This window comes from Pectobacterium aquaticum, assembly GCF_003382565.3.
GTDB classification, from domain to species: domain Bacteria; phylum Pseudomonadota; class Gammaproteobacteria; order Enterobacterales; family Enterobacteriaceae; genus Pectobacterium; species Pectobacterium aquaticum.
The window spans coordinates 4,265,860-4,286,289 of sequence record NZ_CP086253.1 but is presented as its reverse complement, the minus strand read 5'-3'; the positions used below and the strand labels follow the sequence as shown (position 1 = coordinate 4,286,289).

Genomic DNA, 20,430 nt, shown 5'->3' with positions numbered 1-20,430 from the left:
CAATTACGTTATTTCACACTGAAATTCAGAAAATTATTAAATGTGCGCTGTGTCGCAAAAAATAACGGTGTTTTACTCTGAATACGTTTCGCAATAGGTAATAAAATGAAAATGTGACTCGACAATAAAATATGACCCGTATCAAAAAACGGAAATTAAACCAAAAAACATAATTGGAGGATAAAAATCTGTAATTGATGGGGGGATGTTTAGCGACAATACTCATCTGGCTATTGGAGTCTTACCCGTCATACTTCAAGTTACATGTGCGTTGGCAGCGTTCAGTCACCCGAATCACTTACTTGTGTAAGCTCATCGGGATTCCCTCTCTTGCTGCCTTCCTGTAACTCGAATTATTTAGGGTATCGCCCTGCATCTTAAATAAAAAAAGGTACGCTATGATGAAAGTTAACTATTTTTTACTCTCAGCTTGTGCCGTATTCATTCTTGCTTGTCAGCCCGGATTCGCGAAGGACGTTAAAATAGGTATGGCGATTGATGACTTGCGTCTCGAACGCTGGCAGAAAGATCGCGATCTTTTTGTTGAGCAAGCCAAAAAGCAGGGTGCTGATGTTTTTGTTCAATCAGCAAACGGCAATGAAGCGACGCAAATTTCTCAAATAGAAAACATGATCAATCGCGGTGTCGATGTATTAGTGATTATTCCTTATAACGGTCAGGTACTTGGTAATGTTATTGCGGAAGCAAAACGTGAGGGAATAAAAGTGCTTGCTTACGATCGCATGATTAATAATGCAGACGTGGATTTTTATATTTCATTTGATAATGAGAAGGTTGGAGAACTACAGGCGAAATATCTCGTCGATAAGGTGCCTGGCGGGAACTATTTCTTAATGGGAGGCTCTCCGGTCGATAATAATGCGAAGCTGTTTCGTCAGGGTCAAATGAAAGTGCTCACGCCGTTGATCGAGAGTGGGAAAATAAACGTGGTCGGCGATCAGTGGGTTGATGCCTGGCTACCAGAAAATGCGCTGAAAATTATGGAAAATGCGCTAACGGCGAACAGCAATAAGATTGATGCGGTTGTGGCATCGAACGATGCTACGGCAGGCGGGGCGATTCAGGCGCTTGCCGCACAGGGATTGGCAGGGAAAGTTGCAATTTCCGGTCAGGATGCCGATCTGGCAGCAATCAAACGCATTGTGGCAGGTACGCAAACCATGACGGTCTACAAACCGATCAGCACGCTGGCGAAAGACGCCGCAGATATCGCCGTGGCGCTCGGCTCCGATAAAAATCCGGAATCTAACGCTAAATTAAACAATGGGTTGAAAGATATTCCTTCCTTCTTACTGACTCCAATTCCCGTCGATAAATCCAATATCGATTCCACCGTTATTGCCGATGGTTTCCACAAAAAAGCGGATGTGTATTAACGCACTCCACCGCCAATAGATTTCAGGATGTAGGAAATTTACCGAGCCACGATATGCCGTTGTGGCTCGCCACTGTCGCAGGCGAGGCCTGAGACACCTGAATCACGGAGGCCAATGATGCCGCATCTGTTGGAAATGAAAAACATCACCAAGGCGTTTGGCACGGTGAAAGCCGTAGATAACGTTAGCCTGATGCTGGACGCGGGTCAGGTCTTGTCGCTGTGTGGCGAGAATGGCTCAGGGAAATCCACCTTAATGAAGGTGCTGTGTGGCATTTACCCATATGGCAGCTATGACGGGCAGATCGTGTTTTCCGGTGATGAGCTACGCGCCAACCATATTCGCGATACGGAACAAAAGGGCATTGCGATCATTCATCAGGAACTGGCGCTAGTGAAAGAGATGACGGTGCTGGAGAATCTCTTTTTGGGCAACGAGTGGACGCGTTTTGGCGTGATGGATTACGACAATATGTACCTTCGCTGCCAGCGTATGCTGGAGCAGGTCAAGCTGGCTGTCGACCCGAATACCAAAGTGGGTGAACTGGGATTAGGTCAGCAGCAACTGGTGGAAATCGCCAAAGCGCTGAACAAGCAGGTGCGCCTGCTGGTGCTGGATGAGCCAACGGCCTCATTGACCGAGCGGGAAACCGCTATTCTGCTTGAGATCATTCAGGATCTGCGCGATCACGGTATCGCCTGCATCTATATCTCGCACAAGCTTAACGAAGTTAAAGCCATTTCCGATGTGATTTGTGTGATTCGCGACGGGAAGCCGATTGGTATGCGTCCGGCGGCCGAGCTGAGTGAGGACCAGATCATTGCCATGATGGTGGGGCGTGAACTGACGGAGCTTTATCCCAATGAACCGCATGTCATTGGTGAAGAAGTGCTGCGCGTAGAACACCTGACCGCCTGGCACCCTGTGAATCGCCATATTCGTCGGGTGGATGATGTTTCGTTTGCTCTACACCGAGGCGAAATTCTCGGCATTGCCGGGCTGGTGGGGTCGGGGCGTACAGAGACGGTACAGTGCCTGTTTGGTGCCTACCACGGTCATTGGCAGGGCGACATCTTTATTGATGGTAAGCCAGTGACCATCAGCAACTGCCGACAGGCTATGGCACAGGGCATTGCGATGGTGCCGGAGGATCGTAAGAAGGACGGCATCGTCCCGGTGATGAGCGTGGCGCAGAACATGACGCTGGCGGCACTCGACCAATTCACGGGGGCGTTTTCCATGCTGGATGATGCTCGTGAGCAGGACATCATTCGGCAGTCTCTGGCGAACCTGAAGGTGAAAACTTCCAGCCCGGAACTGGCGATTGCCCGGTTAAGCGGCGGCAACCAGCAAAAAGCGGTGCTGGCGAAATGCCTATTGTTGAACCCCCGTATTCTGATTCTCGATGAGCCCACACGCGGCATTGATATCGGTGCCAAATACGAAATCTATAAGCTCATTAATGCGCTGGTAAAACAGCATATTGCCGTCATTGTCATTTCTTCTGAATTGCCTGAAGTGCTGGGGTTGAGCGATCGGGTATTGGTGATGCATCAGGGGCGGATCAAAGCGGATTTGATCAATCGTGATTTAACCCAGGAACAGGTTATGGAAGCTGCATTGAGGAGTGAACATCGTGCTGAAAACATCGCAGTCTGAACAACATATCGCTGGCTCTGCCTCGATGCTGCAACGATTGAAAAACATCAATCTTCAGGTCTACGTGATGATTGCCGCCATCATCGCCATCATGCTTTTTTTCACTTACATGACCGACGGGGCCTATCTCAGCGCGCGTAATCTTTCCAACCTGCTGAGGCAAACGGCGATCACCGGCATTCTGGCGGTTGGCATGGTGTTTGTCATTATCTCTGCCGAGATCGATCTGTCGGTCGGTTCGATGATGGGGCTATTGGGCGGTGCGGCGGCGATTTTTGATGTCTGGTTTGGCTGGCCCTTGCCGTTGACCATCGTCGTGACGCTCACGTTGGGATTATTGCTGGGTGCGTGGAATGGCTGGTGGGTCGCCTACCGGAAAGTCCCTTCTTTTATCGTGACGCTGGCGGGGATGCTGGCTTTTCGCGGCATTCTGATAGGCATCACTAACGGGACCACGGTTTCCCCGACCAGCGAGGCGATGTTGCAGATTGGGCAAAGCTATCTGCCTTCCGGCATGGGTTTTATGTTCGGTGCCATCGGACTAATGGTGTTTATTGCCTGGCAGTGGCGTCGGCGCAGCAGCCGAGCCCGATTAGGGTTACCTGTAAACCCACCCGCAGGCGATATTGGCCGTCAGACATTTACGGCACTGGTGGTGCTGGGCGCGATCTATCTGCTGAATGACTATCGCGGTGTGCCAACGCCAGTGCTGGTGCTGACACTGTTGATGCTGGGCGGTATTTTTCTGGCGACGCGAACCGCGTTTGGCCGCCGTATCTATGCCGTGGGCGGGAATATCGATGCTGCTCGCCTATCGGGTGTGAATGTCGAACGCACCAAAATGGCGGTGTTCGCGATTAACGGCTTGATGGTGGCGGTCGCTGGGCTGATTCTCAGTTCACGACTGGGGGCGGGTTCGCCATCCGCTGGGAATATTGCTGAGCTGGATGCGATTGCCGCCTGTGTGATTGGCGGCACCAGTCTGGCGGGCGGCATTGGTAGCGTCGCGGGGGCGGTGATGGGGGCATTTATCATGGCGTCGCTGGATAACGGGATGAGCATGCTGGATGTGCCGACGTTCTGGCAATACGTCGTAAAAGGCGGAATCCTGTTGTTGGCGGTGTGGATGGATACCGCAACAAAGCGGCGCGTATGACGTGATGCAGAGTCTGCGAAGGAAATACGCGGCGGCTCGCAATAATCAGCAAATTATTTTGGCCTCTTGGGGGGCTGTGTTATTCAAGGAAGAAGACTTTATTCAATCAAGGAACTTGCGATTAATGAGCGCCAACTGCCATGTTTGAAAAACGCTATCGCATCACGCTGCTGTTCAACGCCAATAAAGTGTATGACCGTCAGGTGGTTGAAGGCGTTGGCGAGTATTTACAGGCTTCCCAGTGCGACTGGGACATCTTCATCGAAGAGGATTTCCGTTGCCGCATTGATAACATCAAAGAGTGGCTGGGTGACGGCGTGATTGCCGATTTTGACGATGGCGAAATCAAGCGGCTACTACAGGATGTGAACGTGCCGCTGGTGGGGGTGGGCGGTTCCTACCATCAACCGGAGGATTACCCATCGGTGCATTATATCGCGACAGATAATTATGCATTGGTGGAAAGCGCGTTTATGCACCTCAAAGAGAAAGGGCTCAACCGCTTTGCGTTTTATGGCCTGCCGGCATCGGGCGGGAAAGGCTGGGCGCAGGAACGGGAGCACGCTTTCCGGCAGTTGGTTGCGGCAGAAAAGTATCAGGGCGTGGTGTATCAGGGAATGGAAACCTCGCCGGATAACTGGCGATACGCGCAAAATCGGCTGGCTGACTGGGTGCAGGGGTTACCGCCGCAGACAGGGATTATCGCGGTGACGGATTCCCGTGCGCGCCATCTGCTGCAAGTCTGCGAACACCTGAATATTGCCGTACCGGAAAAGCTGTGCGTCATTGGGATCGATAACGAAGATCTAATTCGCTACCTTTCACGTGTTGCGCTCTCGTCGGTAGCGCAGGGCACGCGCCAAATGGGGTATCGCGCAGCGAAACTGCTGCACCAGCTGTTGTTGAATCAGTCTGATGTACCGCTACAGCGTATTTTGGTGCCGCCAGTTCGGGTGGTTGAACGTCGCTCAACGGATTATCGCTCTGTGCACGATCCTGCCGTCATTCAGGCTATGCACTTTATCCGCTATCACGCCTGCAAAGGGATTAAGGTCGAGCAAGTGCTGGATGCAGTGGGGATTTCCCGCTCTAATCTGGAAAAACGCTTCAAAGAAGAAGTTGGCCAGACCATTCACGGCATGATTCATGAGGAGAAGCTGGATCGAGCGCGTAACTTGCTGATATCGACCTCGCTCTCGATTGGTGAGATCTCGTTGATGTGCGGCTACCCTTCGCTGCCCTATTTTTATGCTGTCTTTAAGAAAGGGTATGACATCACGCCGAAAGAGTATCGCGAGCGTTATGGAGAAGGTTATTGAGACTATTCATAAAAGTCATGTTATTCACTTAAGCGTGGATTTAGGGGGAAACGTGGTGATGAGGTTCCCGCAGGGATACCTCGCACTGTGGTAGCCCTCGGTATCTCGATTCTTAAACGATCGGCATTAGTTCATAAAAGAAGGTCACGCAGGAAGGCGCGACGGTGCGCGCCTTATCATTAGGTTGGTGAACGGTTACGCTGGCACGCGCCAGTAATCGTAATCGATGTGCTCAACCTGGAAGTTGGCGTTTTCTTTGTCACCAGTCAGACGGCTGGCGATGGTAAAGGCAAAGTCGAATGTGACCCCCAGCCCCTTGCCGCTGATCAGATTGCCGTCTTCCACGACTTTCTCATCAACATAAATACCATCGGTCACGTCCTGCCATAAATTCCCAGAGCAAACGTAGCGGCGGCCTTTCAGCAGTTTGTTACCACCCAGCACGCGCGCGGCTGCGGAGCACAGTGGGCAAATCAGTTTTCCCGCGTCATCGTGGCGACGGATAAACTCGACGACCATCGGGTTTGCGGCCAGATTTACCGTTCCCTGTGGGCCGCCAGGTATGATTACAGCATCAAACAGCGTGTCCTGGTTTCTTTCCAGCAGAGCATCGGCAAACATGCGAATATTGTGATAACTGTGTAGCTCCAGTCTGTCATAGCATGACAGCATGGTGACTTCTATCTTCATACGGTGCAGTACATCGATCACCATAATCGCTTCTGCTTCTTCAAACCCAGGGGCCAGCAGAACGGCGACTTTCTTAGACATAGCATCTCCAGCAATATGCAAGGGAAGGTGTTAACCGCAAGAGAATAGCAAAGAAATATCGCAAAAATGAAACGATGTTTTATTAATGTCGGGTGGGTCGCGTAAACGATTTTTGCTGCTTAGCTTGAAGAGAAGATAGCGCTATACTTGCTAACTTGGTCGTGAATTGGCCACGAATTTTTTTGCATGAAAGTATGACTCTTCTCTTCCTGTCCTGCCAAAAAGATGTTTAAATTATCACTCACTTATTTTGCATAAATATGCATTTTTGAGTGTGTCGATGTTGGTCATCGACCGGCCCGTTTAATGCAGGATGTGCACAGGGCCCGAGCGCTCATGAATGTATGGCGTAACATAATGGTGTGGGCGATTCAGCTTATATCCAGAGATCTTTCGAGCAGGGATTATATATATGACAACGATTCTCAAGCATCTTCCGGTTGGTCAGCGTATTGGTATTGCGTTCTCGGGTGGTCTGGATACCAGCGCTGCACTGCTTTGGATGCGTCAAAAAGGCGCAGTTCCTTATGCATATACCGCGAACCTGGGGCAGCCAGACGAGGATGACTACGAGGAAATCCCACGTCGGGCTATGGAATACGGCGCAGAAAATGCTCGCCTGATCGATTGCCGTAAGCAACTGGTTGCTGAAGGTATTGCTGCGATTCAGTGTGGCGCATTCCACAACACGACGGCGGGCGTGACCTATTTCAACACCACGCCGCTGGGCCGTGCGGTTACCGGTACTATGCTGGTTGCTGCAATGAAAGAAGACGGCGTAAACATCTGGGGTGACGGCAGCACCTATAAAGGCAACGATATTGAGCGTTTCTATCGTTACGGCCTGCTGACCAATGCTGAACTGAAGATTTATAAGCCGTGGTTGGATACCGATTTCATTGATGAGCTGGGCGGCCGCCAGGAGATGTCCGAATTTATGTCACAGGCAGGGTTCGGCTATAAAATGTCAGCTGAGAAAGCCTATTCCACCGATTCCAACATTCTGGGTGCGACGCATGAGGCGAAGGATCTGGAATTCCTGAATTCCAGCGTCAAAATCGTTAACCCGATTATGGGCGTGAAGTTCTGGGACGAGAACGTCAACGTGCCTGCAGAAGAAGTGACCATTCGTTTTGAACGCGGCCACCCAGTGGCGCTGAACGGCAAGACCTTTGCCGATGATGTTGAACTGATGCTGGAAGCGAATCGCATCGGTGGTCGTCACGGCTTGGGCATGAGCGATCAGATCGAAAACCGTATCATTGAAGCGAAAAGCCGCGGCATCTATGAAGCGCCGGGAATGGCACTGCTGCACATTGCCTATGAGCGTCTGGTTACCGGTATCCACAACGAAGACACCATCGAGCAATACCACGCTAATGGCCGTCAACTGGGTCGTTTCCTGTATCAGGGACGCTGGTTCGATTCTCAGGCACTGATGCTGCGTGATTCTTCTCAGCGTTGGATCGCCAGCGCCATCACCGGCGAAGTGACGCTGGAACTGCGTCGTGGCAATGATTACTCCATCATGAACACCGTGTCTGATAATCTGACCTATAAACCAGAACGTCTGACCATGGAGAAAGGCGACTCGGTCTTCTCGCCAGATGACCGTATCGGCCAACTGACCATGCGCAATCTGGATATTACCGACACGCGTGAAAAACTGTTTAACTATGCTGCAACAGGCTTGCTCTCTTCCTCCGCCAGCACGGGTCTGCCGCAGGTGGGGCAACTGCAGGATAAAACAGAGAAATAACGCACAGATTGAGTAATATAAAAATCCGGAATCGTCTCGCGCTTCCGGATTTTTTATTTTTTATCATATAGTTACGTTTTATTTTTTCGTGTTGTCCTTTTGTGTATGAATTCTTGCTGACAATGCAGGTTGCATCTGTACAACCGCCGAGGAAAGCGACAGAATACCTATAAATAATCAGCCAAGATAATAATCTGAAAGCGAAGGATTGGTGGGATGGCGTATCGTTTTTTGAGATTATGTATTAACTTTTCAATGGAGGAAAAATGTTAGAGATATTTGATGTAAATCACACCTTGTTGTCAGAAAAGAAATCAGAAGAGCTATTTACCCTCAGAAAAGAGACGTTTAAAGATCGACTGAATTGGGCCGTGCAATGTACTGATGGAATGGAATTTGATCAGTATGATAATAATAACACGACTTATCTTTTTGGCATAAAAGATAACACCGTTATCTGTAGTTTGAGGTTTATCGAAACAAAATACCCTAATATGATTACTGGAACATTTTTCCCTTACTTTAAGGAGATTAATATTCCTGATGGAAATTATCTTGAATCGAGTCGGTTCTTTGTCGATAAATCACGAGCGAAAGATATTCTCGGTAATGAATATCCAATTAGTTCGATGTTGTTTCTTTCGATGATTAATTATTCAAGGGATAAAGGTTATGATGGAATATATACAATAGTGAGTCACCCTATGCTGACGATATTAAAACGATCTGGCTGGGGAATTCGCGTGGTCGAACAAGGTTTGTCAGAAAAGGAAGAAAGAGTATATTTAGTTTTCCTTCCCGTTGATGATGAGAATCAGGAAGCGTTGGCTCGTCGTATTAACCGCAGTGGGACATTCATGAGCAATGAATTGAAGCAGTGGCCTCTGCGAGTTCCGGGTGCTATTGCACTGGCTTGATAAGCTGTAACTCAACGCCGAGCCTGATGGCATGCTTGGCGTTAAGAACCCCAAGTTTTTTCACAACGTTGCCAATATGGAATTTTACCGTGCTGGTTTTGATACCGAGAATAATAGCCACTTCCAGATAGGTTTTACCCATACTGGCCCAGTAAAGAATTTCATTTTCTCGCTGAGAGAATATTTCTTTATTATCTGGTTGTTTTTTGTTTTCAACCATATCTCTGCAAAGTGAGATGATTTTCTCATATGCATCAATTAATAGCATCTGAAAGGTGTCTTTTTTTTCTTCAATAAATACATCAACATCATCTGGATACGAACTGTCTACAATAATAGATAGCATGGCCAGATTGTCGCCATGATCGTGAAGGACAAAGGTGTATCCGTTAATGATATTATATTTTTTAGAGAGGTCGAATATTTTGGCAAGCTGTAATCGCGTATTAATAACCAGGCTTTTATCCCAAGAGAAGGGCGATATTTTATTAAATGAAGCAAGGACCACAGGATCAATGTGCTGGTATTTGTTCTCCTTATAGAGGTCAACCCATTCATCGGGATAACTGGAAATGATGATCATCTGAGAAGGGTTTTTCTTATTGAGAACCATAAATGAGAATTTTATTCCATCATAATGATCCAAATTTTTATTGAAGTGTTTTTTGATTACCCTGCTTATTATTTCACTATCGGTGAATAATGGCGACATCTCATGACCTCAGTCTGAAGAATCAACATCCGTGTAACGGAAAAGTATATACCTACACCTGTACCTAAGTCTAATTGTTATGGGTGAGTGAAAAAAATACAATCTTACGACGATTTTAAGAGCATAAAACAAGAGAAACAAACACCGCTCAGGATAGGCGTGATGATTGGCTAACATCAGGGAATGCTAATTAAGCGATATTTATCAATAGCATAATAAAAATAATTTTTTCTCCTCGATGGCCTGTATCGTTTTACAGGCCCATCAGGCCTCAATGACATTCGTTGTCTTCATGAGTAACACTCGACTTTTCATATTGTGCTCGCTTTTACTGTCTCTCACGCCTCGTCGATATGATTTTATCCTCTTTTCGCAGCAAGATTCTCTGGAATATCATGGGTTTTCTGCCCGAAGCGCAACCGATAGGTTGAGGGCGTGAGCTGTAGCTGCTGGCGAAAATGATGGCGTAACGAGGCTGCGGTACCGAATCCCACCGTTTCGGCGATTTTCTCGATCGATAAGCGCGTGTTTTCCAGTAAATCGCGTGCGGTATTCAGCCGTTCGGCCAGTAACCAGCGCGCTGGCGTCGTACCCGTAGCGGCAGAAAAACGGCGAAGGAACGTGCGTGGACTCATACAGGAAATTGCTGCCAGTTTCGTAACGGAATACTCTTCCGCGAGGTTGGCTCGGACATGATCGATAAGCGGCCCGAGGCGTGAGCGTTCATAGTCTACCGGTACTGCTTTTTCAATATACTGCGCTTGCCCACCATCACGATGCGGTGCGACCACTAAGCGGCGAGCCACTTGATTGCCCGCATCGCGCCACTGTCTAAGCCCGCGACGGCAAACTGATACCAGTCTTTTCCCATTTCGGGGCGAGGAAGGCCGAAGATTTCAACTGCGATACCAAATTCGAAGGTACACAAGCCATCATAAGCGAGTACGACAACAAGCGGATTGACCATCGATTTCCTCACCTCAATAACCTGTCATGATATTGACGATATATGGCAATAATGCCATCTGCCAGCCTTTATGTATCCGTTTTATAGTCGAGTTTCATTCCAATCAGTGAGAAAAATCGATGAGTTATGTGACTGACTATCCCTTTGCTGCTTCTGATATCGCCTTATCCCATTTTTCACGGCGTCTGTCTGTGGAAACAGACTGTGCGGATGTGGCGGGCTCGCTCTCTGACACCCAGCAGGACTTCGTGTTATTGCATGTAGTGGGGTCGACGAAGCACTTTAGCGCGCGCCATATACCGGGAGCGATTCATCTTCCGCACCGTGAAATCACACCTGAGCGTATGGCCGAGTGGCCCGATGACACACGGTTTGTCGTCTATTGCGCGGGACCACACTGCAATGGCGCAGATCAGGCGGCATTAAAGCTGGCACAACTCGGTCGCCCGGTAAAAATTATGATAGGGGGAATCACGGGATGGGAAGATGAGGGCTTTGCCTTCGCCTGATCCTGCCTGACCATGGCAGAGGGAGCAATTCCTTCTGCCAACATCATCCAGCGGCAATAACTGATTTTATAAACAATGACATAAGTAGAATTTCTGGCTTAATTCAGCATCGCGAATGCACAGAGAATAGCGAAAAAGTGTCGGGATGGAATCGTGCGACCGCACAGCTTAAGATTTCAATTCGTGGTGATTTCGTTATTCTTAGCGTCAGAATGAATAAATACCGCGCACGATAGTCTTATCGTTTGCAGGTAAAACGATAATAAATCTGGAAAGGATGGATGTTCAAGACGCCAAGTCATGCATTTACTCAGGGATTGGTTCCACTCAAGATTATTTCTACCGGCAGCGCGCTTCCTGCGCAGCGGAGCACTGATCGACATGGCTAATATTTCGACGTTTGAAGTCGGGTACTGCCTGCATCCGGGTTGTATGGGGCTGCGTGGTGCGGGATTTCCCTTCCGTGCCGTTTATTTGTTCGGCGCTGGGCTGGCACCATACCTTCGGCATGCTGTGGGCGGTGCATGTGGTTCACCATTCGGGCGAGCATTTCAATCTCTGGGGTCGCATTGGGCAAAGGGGACGTTTTATCAGGCACCGGACGATGGTCTACTTATTAATCAGTTAGGTTTTCATTTGTATTCAAGGAGCGAGACTTCATGCGTTATTTATCTCTGGCCGTTTCATCCCTGCTGTTTTTCTTCACCTCGTCCGTCTGGGCGATGGATTGCAGCAAGGCCAGTACAGACACCGAGAAAATGATTTGTGCCAGCAGCCGTTTACAGCAGCTTGATACGGTATTAAACAAGGCCTATCAGGGTTATGTGAAAAAGGAAGACAAAGCGCAAGCGCGTCAGGAACAGCGCGCGTGGCTGGCCGAGCGTGACCGCTGTAAGGATGACGTTTGCCTAGGGAATGAGATGGTTTCCCGTATTCAGGCGCTGTCCGGTAGTGAAAATATCTCCCTGATTACTCAGGCATCAGGCCAGTGGGACTTCGTTCTCAGCGTGGCGAGGTGCACTCTCGACCCTTCTTACTCAACCTGCGAAGGCCCCGGCACGCTGGATATCTTTAAGAAAGGGCGTGGTGACCTGTTCCAACGTATCACGATGGAAAACCTGTTCATCGAGCTGAACAATAAGGGTGAAGTCACCGCGAATCTGGTCGAGGTCTACGGTGAGAACAACAGCGGGCTGGTGATTGATGACGCTAACTTCGATTACCACGCGGATATCATGCTGCGTAATGGCAATAGCGGTGCTTACGGCGGGCCGTCTTACAACGTCTACCTGTTTGATGTGGAAAAGCAGCAGTTTACTCAGAATGTGCCGCTGACCGAGTTAGCCAGCTCCAACCTCGGCCTGTTCGAGATTGATGAGAAAAGTAAGACTATCACGACGTTTACCAAAAGCGGCTGCTGCTGGCACCAATGGTCTACCTATCAGATAGCCAATAATAAGCCTGTCCTGATTGTCGAAACCACGGAAGCCTACTCCGAAGAGAAACAGGCGATGGTCGCCACCACCCGCGAGCTGGTGGGCGGCAAGTGGCAGGTGAAGGAAGAGATAGTAAAAGTCGACGAACAGTAAAATTTCCCTGCTTTACAGACAGACGCCGTAGTGGAATGCGGCGTCTGTCACCGCCCCGTTCATTCCCACTCTGCCGTTATTCCCCTGCATTCTCTGATACTTTGCAAAAGTGTTACGTCAGGCGTTCTCAGCATGACTTTTTTGCCACTTGCCAGACTGAGATGGCAGCCATGAAAAGGTAAATGCAGTGCAGATCGCGCAGCATGGCAAAACTTCACAAAAAAGACGTGTTTTATTAACAACTCGTTTATGTGTTGTATTCTCTAACCCTACTTTGGAGATGCCTGACATGAGCACCACCCAAAAACGTATGTACATCAACGGTGAGTTTGTTGAAAACAGCAGCGGGAAGTGGATTGATGTGGTGAACCCGGCCACAGAGCAGGTTATTTCACAGATCCCGGAAGGCTCCGCTGACGATGCGAAGAGAGCGATAGACGCGGCAGAAGCCGCACAGCCGGGCTGGGAAGCGCTGCCTGCGGTTGAACGCGGCGTCTGGCTGCACAAAATTGCCGACGGTATCCGCGAGCGCGAAGCCGAACTGACCGATACCATCATTGCGGAAGGCGGCAAGACGCACGGTCTGGCGCAGACGGAAGTGCTGTTCACCGCTGACTACCTCGACTACATGGCGGAGTGGGCGCGCCGTTATGAAGGCGAAATTATTCAGAGCGACCGCCCGAATGAGAACATCTTCGTCTTCCGCAAAGCGATTGGCGTCACGACCGGTATTCTGCCGTGGAACTTCCCTTTCTTCCTGATCGCGCGCAAGGCCGCTCCGGCGCTGATCACCGGCAATACCATCGTCATCAAACCGAGCGAGATCACACCGAATAATGCGGTGATTTTCGCCGAAATCATTCACAAAATTGGCCTGCCGAAAGGCGTCATCAATTTCGTTACCGGCTATGGCCCAACGGTCGGGCAAGAGCTGGCTGCTAACCCGAAAGTCGGCATGGTCAGCCTGACTGGCAGCGTGGCGGCGGGCATTGCCACCATGACGGCGGCGGCGCAGAACGTCACGAAGGTATCGCTGGAACTGGGCGGCAAAGCGCCCGCCATCGTGATGGATGATGCCGATCTCGATCTGGCAGTGAAAGCGATTGTCAGCTCCCGCGTGATCAACAGCGGGCAGGTGTGTAACTGCGCCGAGCGCGTTTACGTGCAGAAAGGCATTTACGACGAGTTTATCTCCCGAATTAAAACTGCGATGGAGCAGGTGACCTTCGGCAACACGGCGGAGAAAAAAGCGCTGGATATGGGGCCGTTGATCAGCGCGGCGGCGCGACAGCGTGTAGAAGACAAAGTGGCGAAAGCGGTATCACAGGGTGCGAAAGTGTTGCTCGGCGGCCAGCGCGCAAGCGGTACAGGCTATTTCTACCCGCCTACGCTGCTGGTGGATGTGAAACAAGACATGCCGATCATGCACGAAGAAGTGTTTGGTCCGGTGCTGCCCGTCGCGACTTTCGACACATTGGAAGAGGCGATTACGATGGCGAACGACAGCGAATATGGCCTGACGTCGTCGATCTATACGCAAAACATCAACACCGCGATGAAGGCGCTTAAAGGGCTGAAGTTCGGTGAAACCTACATCAACCGTGAAAACTTCGAGGCGATGCAGGGCTTCCATGCGGGCTGGCGTAAATCCGGTGTGGGTGGGGCGGACGGTAAGCATGGCTTGCAGGAATATCTGCAAACGCATGTCGCGTACCTTCAATTTCACTAAAAGCAGTTTCACTAAAGGCAATCTCAATAAAGTCATGCCGATCGCTTAAGTATCGAGATACACGGGGCGACCACAGGGGTGAGGCCTCCCTGCGGGAACCTCCCCCTGTGTTTCCCCTAAAAGCGGACTGAAGTGAACAGTATGAATTCCACTAAAAGCAGTTCCAGTAACAGTCATGCCACTTACCGTAACAGTGGCACAAACAAGAAGAAGGATGGGAAAGGACGATGATCATCTCTGCTTCAACGGACTACCGGGCGGCGGCGCAGCGTAAGCTGCCGCCGTTTCTTTTCCACTATGTCGATGGTGGTGCGTATGGTGAGCACACGCTCAGGCGTAATACCGCCGATCTGGCGGATATCGCGCTGCGTCAGCGCATCCTGAAAAATGTCTCCGACCTGAGCCTAGAAACGCAGCTGTTCGGCGAAAAACTGGCGATGCCGGTGGTGCTGGCACCCGTTGGCCTGACCGGCATGTACGCCCGACGCGGCGAGGTTCAGGCTGCCCGTGCGGCGGCGCAGAAGGGTATTCCCTTTACGCTGTCTACCGTTTCCGTCTGCCCGATTGAGGAGGTCGCACCCACTATCGATCGGCCTCTGTGGTTCCAGCTCTACGTGTTAAAAGATCGCGGCTTTATGCGCAACGTGTTGGAACGTGCGCAAGCAGCAGGGGTGAAGACGCTGGTCTTTACCGTGGATATGCCGACGCCGGGCGCGCGCTATCGTGATGCCCATTCCGGCATGAGTGGCCCGAATGCGGCGATACGTCGCGTTTTGCAGGCGATGGTGCATCCACAGTGGGCATGGGACGTTGGCCTGAACGGTAAGCCGCACGATTTGGGGAATGTTTCCGCCTATCGCGGTACGCCGACGACGCTGGAGAACTATATCGGCTGGCTGGCCGAGAATTTCGATTCCTCTATTTCGTGGCAGGATTTGGCGTGGATCCGCGAGATGTGGAAAGGGCCGATGATCATCAAAGGCATTCTCGACCCCGAAGATGCCAAAGAGGCGGTGAGGTTTGGCGCGGACGGCATCGTGGTTTCCAATCACGGCGGTCGACAACTGGACGGCGTGCTCTCGACGGCACATGCGCTGCCCGCTATCGCCGATGCGGTGAAAGGCGAGATCACCATTCTGGCGGATTCCGGTATTCGTACCGGGCTGGACGTGGTGCGGATGATCGCGCTGGGTGCGGACGGTGTGATGCTCGGGCGCGCGTTTGTCTACGCACTCGCGGCAGCGGGCGAAGCGGGCGTGGTTAACCTGCTGAACCTGATCGAAAAAGAGATGCGTGTAGCGATGACGCTCACGGGTGCCAAATCCATTGCCGACATCACCACAGACTCACTGGTGCAGGCGACCCAGCGGCGACTGGATGGCCTGTAAGCACGGATGACGCGGTGAGAGTCACTCGCCGCGTGATGGCTTTTGAACCTTCCTCTGAACGTTGATAACCTTTACGCGATAAGGCCGTGCCGGGGTTACCCGCTAAACCGGTGATTGATATGCTGCTGGAAGTGGTTTCGCTGTCCGATTTGGATAGGTTGGATCACGTCATGGTCGATTTGGGCTATCGCCCCCGCGGCGAAAATGGGATAGCGAGGCGTCGTTACTACACCAAGGGCGGTGACGCTCGTACTCACCATCTTCACGCCTTCGTGGTGGGTGACGAACCTATTCAGAGACATTTAGCTTTTCGTGATTATCTGCGGGTGAATCCTGACGTGTGTGCGGAATATGCGGCAATAAAGCGCGCCGCTGCACTGGCGTGTGACAACGATGCCGCTGTGTATAGCCAGTTAAAAGATGACTTTATTGCCACTCATGAGGCGCTTGCCTAGCCATTTCCTCAGCACTATGCGCTTTTTCCTGTATTGAAAACGGTCGACTTCGTTCTATATTTCGAGGGCAGATTGAACGAAGGGAGATTCTTCATCCTTATCTTATTTATCTCACGCTGGCGTTTTTTGACACTCTGGCACCGTATTATTCCGCCATCTTATGGGCGGTGGTGCTGCTGATCGGCAAAGGAACATTCACCTTCTTCATCGGTTTCGGGGTGATGCTCTACCTGCTTTTCTTCCTCCTGAAGGACGGCGCCTATCTGGTGAACCTGATTCTGATCGCCACGCTGGGCGGTATGGAAATCTACGGTATCAACGGTTTTGTGATTGGCCCGCTGATTCCTCTTACGTCCAACTCTCTTGCCCCTCGGGCGTAATCCACACGACGCCTGCGGGCGCGTTGGCGAAGAACCACAGGCCAAATTCGTCTTTCAGCAAGCGTCAGAGGCTGAGACTTCATCGCGTGGGATCATGCGCCTTTGCCTCGGCGTCCCAAGGTATGCTGTGGTCGTCAACCGCGACAAGCCATTCACAGTGTGTCAGGGCGGTGCGGATTTCGGATAAACACTGGCACCAGTGCTGGACGCCAATCGAGGCGGCATCTTCATCGCTATCGGGGAGTTTAGTCGAGCCGGAGAACATGATTCCTTTTCTGAAAACGTTATCGATTTTCGCGTTGAGGGTGAATTGCAGTCAGAATGATTGCTGCCAATGGTGGATTTAGTACCGTCACGTTTAAACCTGTGGTCGGGAATTACTATTATGTTACTGGTAAATTTGTTGATGCTTATTCGCCACGTCGCATCGAAGTCTACGAAGTGTTCAAAACCGAAAAAGGCTACTATGACCGCCGACCGGTCAAAGACTTGATGCTGAAAAACTGCGGTCAATTCTCTTCCAGAATGCAGAAATTCTAATGCCGCTCTCGGCCAGATTTGACCTGTCTGGCCGCCTTCACTATGTTTAGGTAAGCTGTTTCCCAGAAAACGTGCCGGCATACCAGGCATCCATCACCGACAGCAGGTTTTTCACTTCTTCGACGGTCAGACCGTAAGAATCCGCGTTTTCATGAGGTTTAACGACGAGCAACGGAACATCGGCACGCGTGTGCAGATAATCGAACTGATATTCCACCTCTGTGTTGTAAAACAGACTTCCGCCAACGTTTCCGGCTTTGCGTAATTGCTTGATCTGTTTATCTTGCGCGTTCGGATCTTCTACCCAAATCAGGAAATCACGCAGCGGCTGCGTCTGACGGGCAAAATCATCACGCGTGAAGCCGAAATAGGCATAGCGCTTTCCTACCACTAACGCGATTTTGCTTTTATCGTCAGTGATCCTGACGTTAAAAGAGCGCTTATCCACGGTGCAGTCACGAAACGGCGGTTTGTACTCACAGGCAGAAAGGTTCTCGACTTCATAAACTTCATAAAGACGCATCGTGGCGTATTTATCGAAGGTGGTAACCGCCTGACAGCCGGTCAGGACAAGAAGGATGAAGGGGAGGACGAGGTAACGCATGTCGGTTGTTTTTCCTTGGAATGCTAACAACATTTGATCACGCTGATATAGCCTGAGCAATACTTAATAATATTGCCATCGTTTGTTATCAGTGCCAGACCTTCTATTTTCGCTTGAGAGACTAATATTCGGTCAAACGGGTCTTGGTGCATTTCGGGTAATCTTGTGAGGTTATAGGCGTGAGTTGCCTGCATAGGAAGCTCAAGATAACCCGCTGATAATAAACCTTTCGTTATAGCCTCAGCATCAATACTAAAGCTGGGCTTGTTTAGTGCCGTTTTGATTGCTATCTCTTGTATGCTGACGGAAGAGAAGTAAAAACGGTTATTGTCATCGGAAAGAATGGCGATTGTGTCGCTGCTAAGGTTTTCCGGCTCACCTGCTAACCAAATCAACGCGTGCGTATCTAACAAGTAGCTAGTAGAGCGCTGCTTTGGGGCATCGTCCTTGTTGATTGTCATCATTATTTCCCATTAAACATGTCGATAATTTCTTCTTTATTCAAATCATTAAAATTCTCTGGTGCTGAAACTTGGCCCTTCATGAAACCAATGCGTGGCGTTTTTTCGGTAAGGGTAAGAGGAACGATCTTCGCTACGGGTTTACCGTTGCGGGCGATGACATAGGATTCTCCCGTTTCAGATACATGGTTGATAATTTTAGAGAAATTGGTCTTTGCCTCGTAGAGATTGATTTTTTGCACAGGTCCTCCGAAGAGTTGGTCAAATTCTTAAAAAAAGTTGGTCTACATGAATGAGTCTACTGGTCATTTAAGAGTTGGTCAATCTGTGACCGATTAAAGCGTGGATAGATTTTTTGTGTCGATTTCATCGACCGAGAAAAGAGGACTGTATTCCCATTTTTGGCAATATTATGGGAATATAGTCCCTATTTGATTGTTTTTTGCTCATCAATAGAGGCTGGAAGTTATCATCTGCCTTTGAGGTGATCGATTTTTTCCGCTTAAGCCGCGAGGACGCAACCCGTATCTATGACGAGGTACTTGGCGCCGTAAAAGGCTGGCAAGCGGCCGCAAACCGATTGGGCATTAGCCGCAATGAGCAACTTGCCAAACAAGAGGCGTTTAATGTGTAGCGCGTGTCGGTTTATTGATTCACTACACTCTTTTAGTTCATTCAACTATTTTTCCACTTAATAAACATGTTTTCTGTAATGCCAAGTCCAACGATTGATCCAACATGAAGTTGAGCTAAATCACTGAGTGTCATGGCAATAAATTTATCGGCAGAAGGAATGTTATTTTCTGCACAATATTTCTTAAGATATTGTTCTGCAAGCGGTTCATTAAGGTTTTCTCGGATAATGCTCCCCATCGCCACTTTTCGTGCCGCACGATGTTGTATGCGATAAATATCAATTTCGCCAATCGACTCTTTTACTACATCATATTGTTCGCAAGATCTCGTATAGGCCCATTTGAACAGCTCTAAAGCGGGCAGGAGTTCATTGGTTTCATAGAAATACAGCAGTGACTTAAAGTAATCCTCTTGCGGTACATCAATAAAACTTAACGGACAAAAATTGTGCTTAATAAAAGGGATATTGCAGGATAATCGAGCGGTTCGCTTGTTTACGTCTTCAAAGGCTTGTAGATACGATAAATGAATGAATAAGAAAAAGCTTTGCTCAAAGGGGTCGTGGATTTGTTCTGCTTTGCGTAGCAATAGAGAGAAGTATTCTTCGAGTTGATGGGGGTTGTTTAGCGGAAAATAGGCCGATTTTCCAATAGAGACTTCTATCTGCCTGATGTTACCGCATGCATTGGGATTGGCGAGTAAATCTTGCGAAAGCAGGGCGTGAATATTTCTGATTGTGAAGGGATTAATGATTATCTCTTCGGCATTTTCAATTAAAAATTCAATCGCTTCTTTGTGGTTCATGATCATGATGGTTTCTTCATGAACTTTACCATCGGCTGTCAGCCCCTGTTCTATGAGTTTTTGTGTATCAAGCTTGGAGTAGGTATTACCTTCTAGTCGACTAGAGTTATAGGACAAATCAATGAGTAGACGTTGACTAATATTCCTCGCATAAGTCCCTGCTGCCAGTGTGTCATCAAATCGTTTCCCCATTTTCGCCAGCGTCGTTTGTATCTGATTCGGCAGGTACTGAGTGATGTTGGGTAAATAATTATCCAAAATATCAAATTGATAGCTGGATTTTTTACGTGCATACGAAGGTGTATCTAAATAGGCGAGCTGTGAGATAGCCTCTTTGGAAAAGATGGGGTGATTGTCCTCATCTGCCCGTATTGTCCCTATGTTGTTATCGCTAGTGTCCTTATCGAATGGCTTAAGGACATGCAATGAAGGTGAATTGTCCTTATTTGCATAATATTTAGTATTGCGTTTTTCCCCTACCGTCACGATCTGTCCGTCGTCGTACAGCTCTTTAAGTCGGCGCTGTAGTGTTTTCTTATTTATTGAAAAAAATAGGAATTCTTCAATTTCGCCCAGGCTTTTTGCTTCATCGAACTGAAGCATTGCTTGCAAAATTGATATTTTCTCTTGCTGTATACGAGTGTTTTGGCTCATTTTTATAAGGACAGAATAGTCGTC

18 protein-coding genes and 5 pseudogenes are annotated in these 20,430 nt (G+C 49.3%); 14 read left to right on the top strand and 9 right to left on the bottom strand.

Annotated elements, in window-relative coordinates:
* Positions 1-401: 401 nt before the first annotated feature.
* The 4 genes from xylF (at position 402) to xylR (ending at position 5,531) form a co-directional block, all read left to right on the top strand.
* Complete coding sequence (gene xylF / locus DMB82_RS19850; RefSeq protein WP_102117056.1) at positions 402-1,397, top strand: D-xylose ABC transporter substrate-binding protein; 996 nt, start codon at positions 402-404, stop codon at positions 1,395-1,397.
* A gap of 117 nt (positions 1,398-1,514) precedes the next feature.
* The gene (locus tag DMB82_RS19845; RefSeq protein ID WP_102117055.1) at positions 1,515-3,056 is read left to right on the top strand and encodes a xylose ABC transporter ATP-binding protein; all 1,542 of its coding nucleotides are present in this window, start codon (positions 1,515-1,517) and stop codon (positions 3,054-3,056) included.
* A gap of 25 nt (positions 3,057-3,081) precedes the next feature.
* Entirely contained in the window at positions 3,082-4,212 is a 1,131-nt protein-coding gene (xylH, locus tag DMB82_RS19840; RefSeq protein ID WP_228400072.1) for a xylose ABC transporter permease XylH, read from the top strand.
* Positions 4,213-4,352: 140 nt separating this feature from the next.
* A complete protein-coding gene (gene xylR / locus DMB82_RS19835) occupies positions 4,353-5,531 on the top strand; it encodes a D-xylose utilization transcriptional activator XylR (protein WP_102117053.1) in 1,179 nt (392 codons plus the stop codon).
* A 195-nt stretch (positions 5,532-5,726) separates the two neighbouring features.
* On the opposite strand, the gene DMB82_RS19830 is transcribed toward xylR, so the two are convergent.
* Positions 5,727-6,302, bottom strand: coding sequence for a DJ-1/PfpI family protein (locus tag DMB82_RS19830; protein WP_102117052.1), 576 nt, complete (start codon positions 6,300-6,302; stop codon positions 5,727-5,729).
* A gap of 412 nt (positions 6,303-6,714) precedes the next feature.
* On the opposite strand from DMB82_RS19830, the gene argG reads away from it, so the two are divergent.
* Positions 6,715-8,061 (top strand): argininosuccinate synthase, encoded by a 1,347-nt coding sequence (gene argG / locus DMB82_RS19825; protein ID WP_102117051.1) that lies wholly within the window; start codon positions 6,715-6,717, stop codon positions 8,059-8,061.
* A 266-nt stretch (positions 8,062-8,327) separates the two neighbouring features.
* A complete protein-coding gene (gene carI / locus DMB82_RS19820) occupies positions 8,328-8,978 on the top strand; it encodes an acyl-homoserine-lactone synthase CarI (protein ID WP_116156306.1) in 651 nt (216 codons plus the stop codon).
* Here the strand turns inward: carI and DMB82_RS19815 are convergent.
* Both DMB82_RS19815 and DMB82_RS19810 read right to left on the bottom strand, forming a co-directional pair.
* Entirely contained in the window at positions 8,962-9,690 is a 729-nt protein-coding gene (locus DMB82_RS19815) for a LuxR family transcriptional regulator (RefSeq protein WP_116156307.1), read from the bottom strand. The two genes, carI and DMB82_RS19815, sit on opposite strands and share 17 nt — an antisense overlap.
* 359 nt (positions 9,691-10,049) lie before the next feature.
* Positions 10,050-10,657: pseudogene (locus tag DMB82_RS19810) on the bottom strand (helix-turn-helix domain-containing protein).
* Positions 10,658-10,776: 119 nt separating this feature from the next.
* On the opposite strand from DMB82_RS19810, the gene DMB82_RS19805 reads away from it, so the two are divergent.
* The 7 genes and pseudogenes from DMB82_RS19805 to DMB82_RS20840 all read left to right on the top strand — a co-directional run.
* The gene (locus DMB82_RS19805; protein ID WP_039284999.1) at positions 10,777-11,166 is read left to right on the top strand and encodes a rhodanese-like domain-containing protein; all 390 of its coding nucleotides are present in this window, start codon (positions 10,777-10,779) and stop codon (positions 11,164-11,166) included.
* Between the two features lie 381 nt (positions 11,167-11,547).
* Positions 11,548-11,655: pseudogene (locus tag DMB82_RS20845) on the top strand (MBL fold metallo-hydrolase); the annotation flags it as partial.
* Between the two features lie 170 nt (positions 11,656-11,825).
* Positions 11,826-12,755, top strand: coding sequence for a lysozyme inhibitor LprI family protein (locus DMB82_RS19800; protein WP_102117046.1), 930 nt, complete (start codon positions 11,826-11,828; stop codon positions 12,753-12,755).
* Between the two features lie 289 nt (positions 12,756-13,044).
* Complete coding sequence (gene aldA, locus DMB82_RS19795) at positions 13,045-14,484, top strand: aldehyde dehydrogenase (RefSeq protein WP_102117045.1); 1,440 nt, start codon at positions 13,045-13,047, stop codon at positions 14,482-14,484.
* 227 nt (positions 14,485-14,711) lie between these two features.
* Positions 14,712-15,872, top strand: a complete 1,161-nt coding sequence (gene lldD / locus DMB82_RS19790) for an FMN-dependent L-lactate dehydrogenase LldD (protein WP_116162859.1) — start codon at positions 14,712-14,714, stop codon at positions 15,870-15,872.
* A gap of 83 nt (positions 15,873-15,955) precedes the next feature.
* Positions 15,956-16,327: pseudogene (locus tag DMB82_RS19785) on the top strand (GrpB family protein); the annotation flags it as partial.
* Positions 16,328-16,497: 170 nt separating this feature from the next.
* A pseudogene (locus DMB82_RS20840) lies at positions 16,498-16,614 on the top strand (AI-2E family transporter); the annotation flags it as partial.
* Positions 16,615-16,675: 61 nt separating this feature from the next.
* On the opposite strand, the gene DMB82_RS19775 reads toward DMB82_RS20840, so the two are convergent.
* Positions 16,676-16,768: a DUF596 domain-containing protein gene (locus DMB82_RS19775; protein ID WP_226373223.1), complete on the bottom strand. Its 93-nt coding sequence runs from the start codon at positions 16,766-16,768 to the stop codon at positions 16,676-16,678.
* An 18-nt stretch (positions 16,769-16,786) separates the two neighbouring features.
* A complete protein-coding gene (locus DMB82_RS19770; RefSeq protein WP_228400022.1) occupies positions 16,787-16,972 on the bottom strand; it encodes a hypothetical protein in 186 nt (61 codons plus the stop codon).
* Positions 16,973-17,016: 44 nt separating this feature from the next.
* Between DMB82_RS19770 and DMB82_RS19765 the strand changes: the two are divergent.
* Positions 17,017-17,247 (top strand): annotated as a pseudogene (locus DMB82_RS19765) (hypothetical protein); the annotation flags it as partial.
* Positions 17,248-17,293: 46 nt separating this feature from the next.
* On the opposite strand, the gene DMB82_RS19760 reads toward DMB82_RS19765, so the two are convergent.
* From DMB82_RS19760 to DMB82_RS19745, 4 genes are all read right to left on the bottom strand, one after another.
* On the bottom strand, positions 17,294-17,851 hold the full coding sequence (locus tag DMB82_RS19760; protein ID WP_102117043.1) for a hypothetical protein: 558 nt from the start codon (positions 17,849-17,851) through the stop codon (positions 17,294-17,296).
* A 23-nt stretch (positions 17,852-17,874) separates the two neighbouring features.
* Positions 17,875-18,315: a type II toxin-antitoxin system VapC family toxin gene (locus DMB82_RS19755; protein WP_080724435.1), complete on the bottom strand. Its 441-nt coding sequence runs from the start codon at positions 18,313-18,315 to the stop codon at positions 17,875-17,877.
* Positions 18,315-18,554, bottom strand: coding sequence for a type II toxin-antitoxin system Phd/YefM family antitoxin (locus DMB82_RS19750; RefSeq protein WP_102117042.1), 240 nt, complete (start codon positions 18,552-18,554; stop codon positions 18,315-18,317). Before DMB82_RS19750 ends, DMB82_RS19755 begins: the two co-directional genes overlap by 1 nt.
* Before the next feature lie 433 nt (positions 18,555-18,987).
* Positions 18,988-20,406, bottom strand: a complete 1,419-nt coding sequence (locus DMB82_RS19745; protein WP_116162867.1) for a Fic family protein — start codon at positions 20,404-20,406, stop codon at positions 18,988-18,990.
* Positions 20,407-20,430 lie beyond the last annotated feature (24 nt).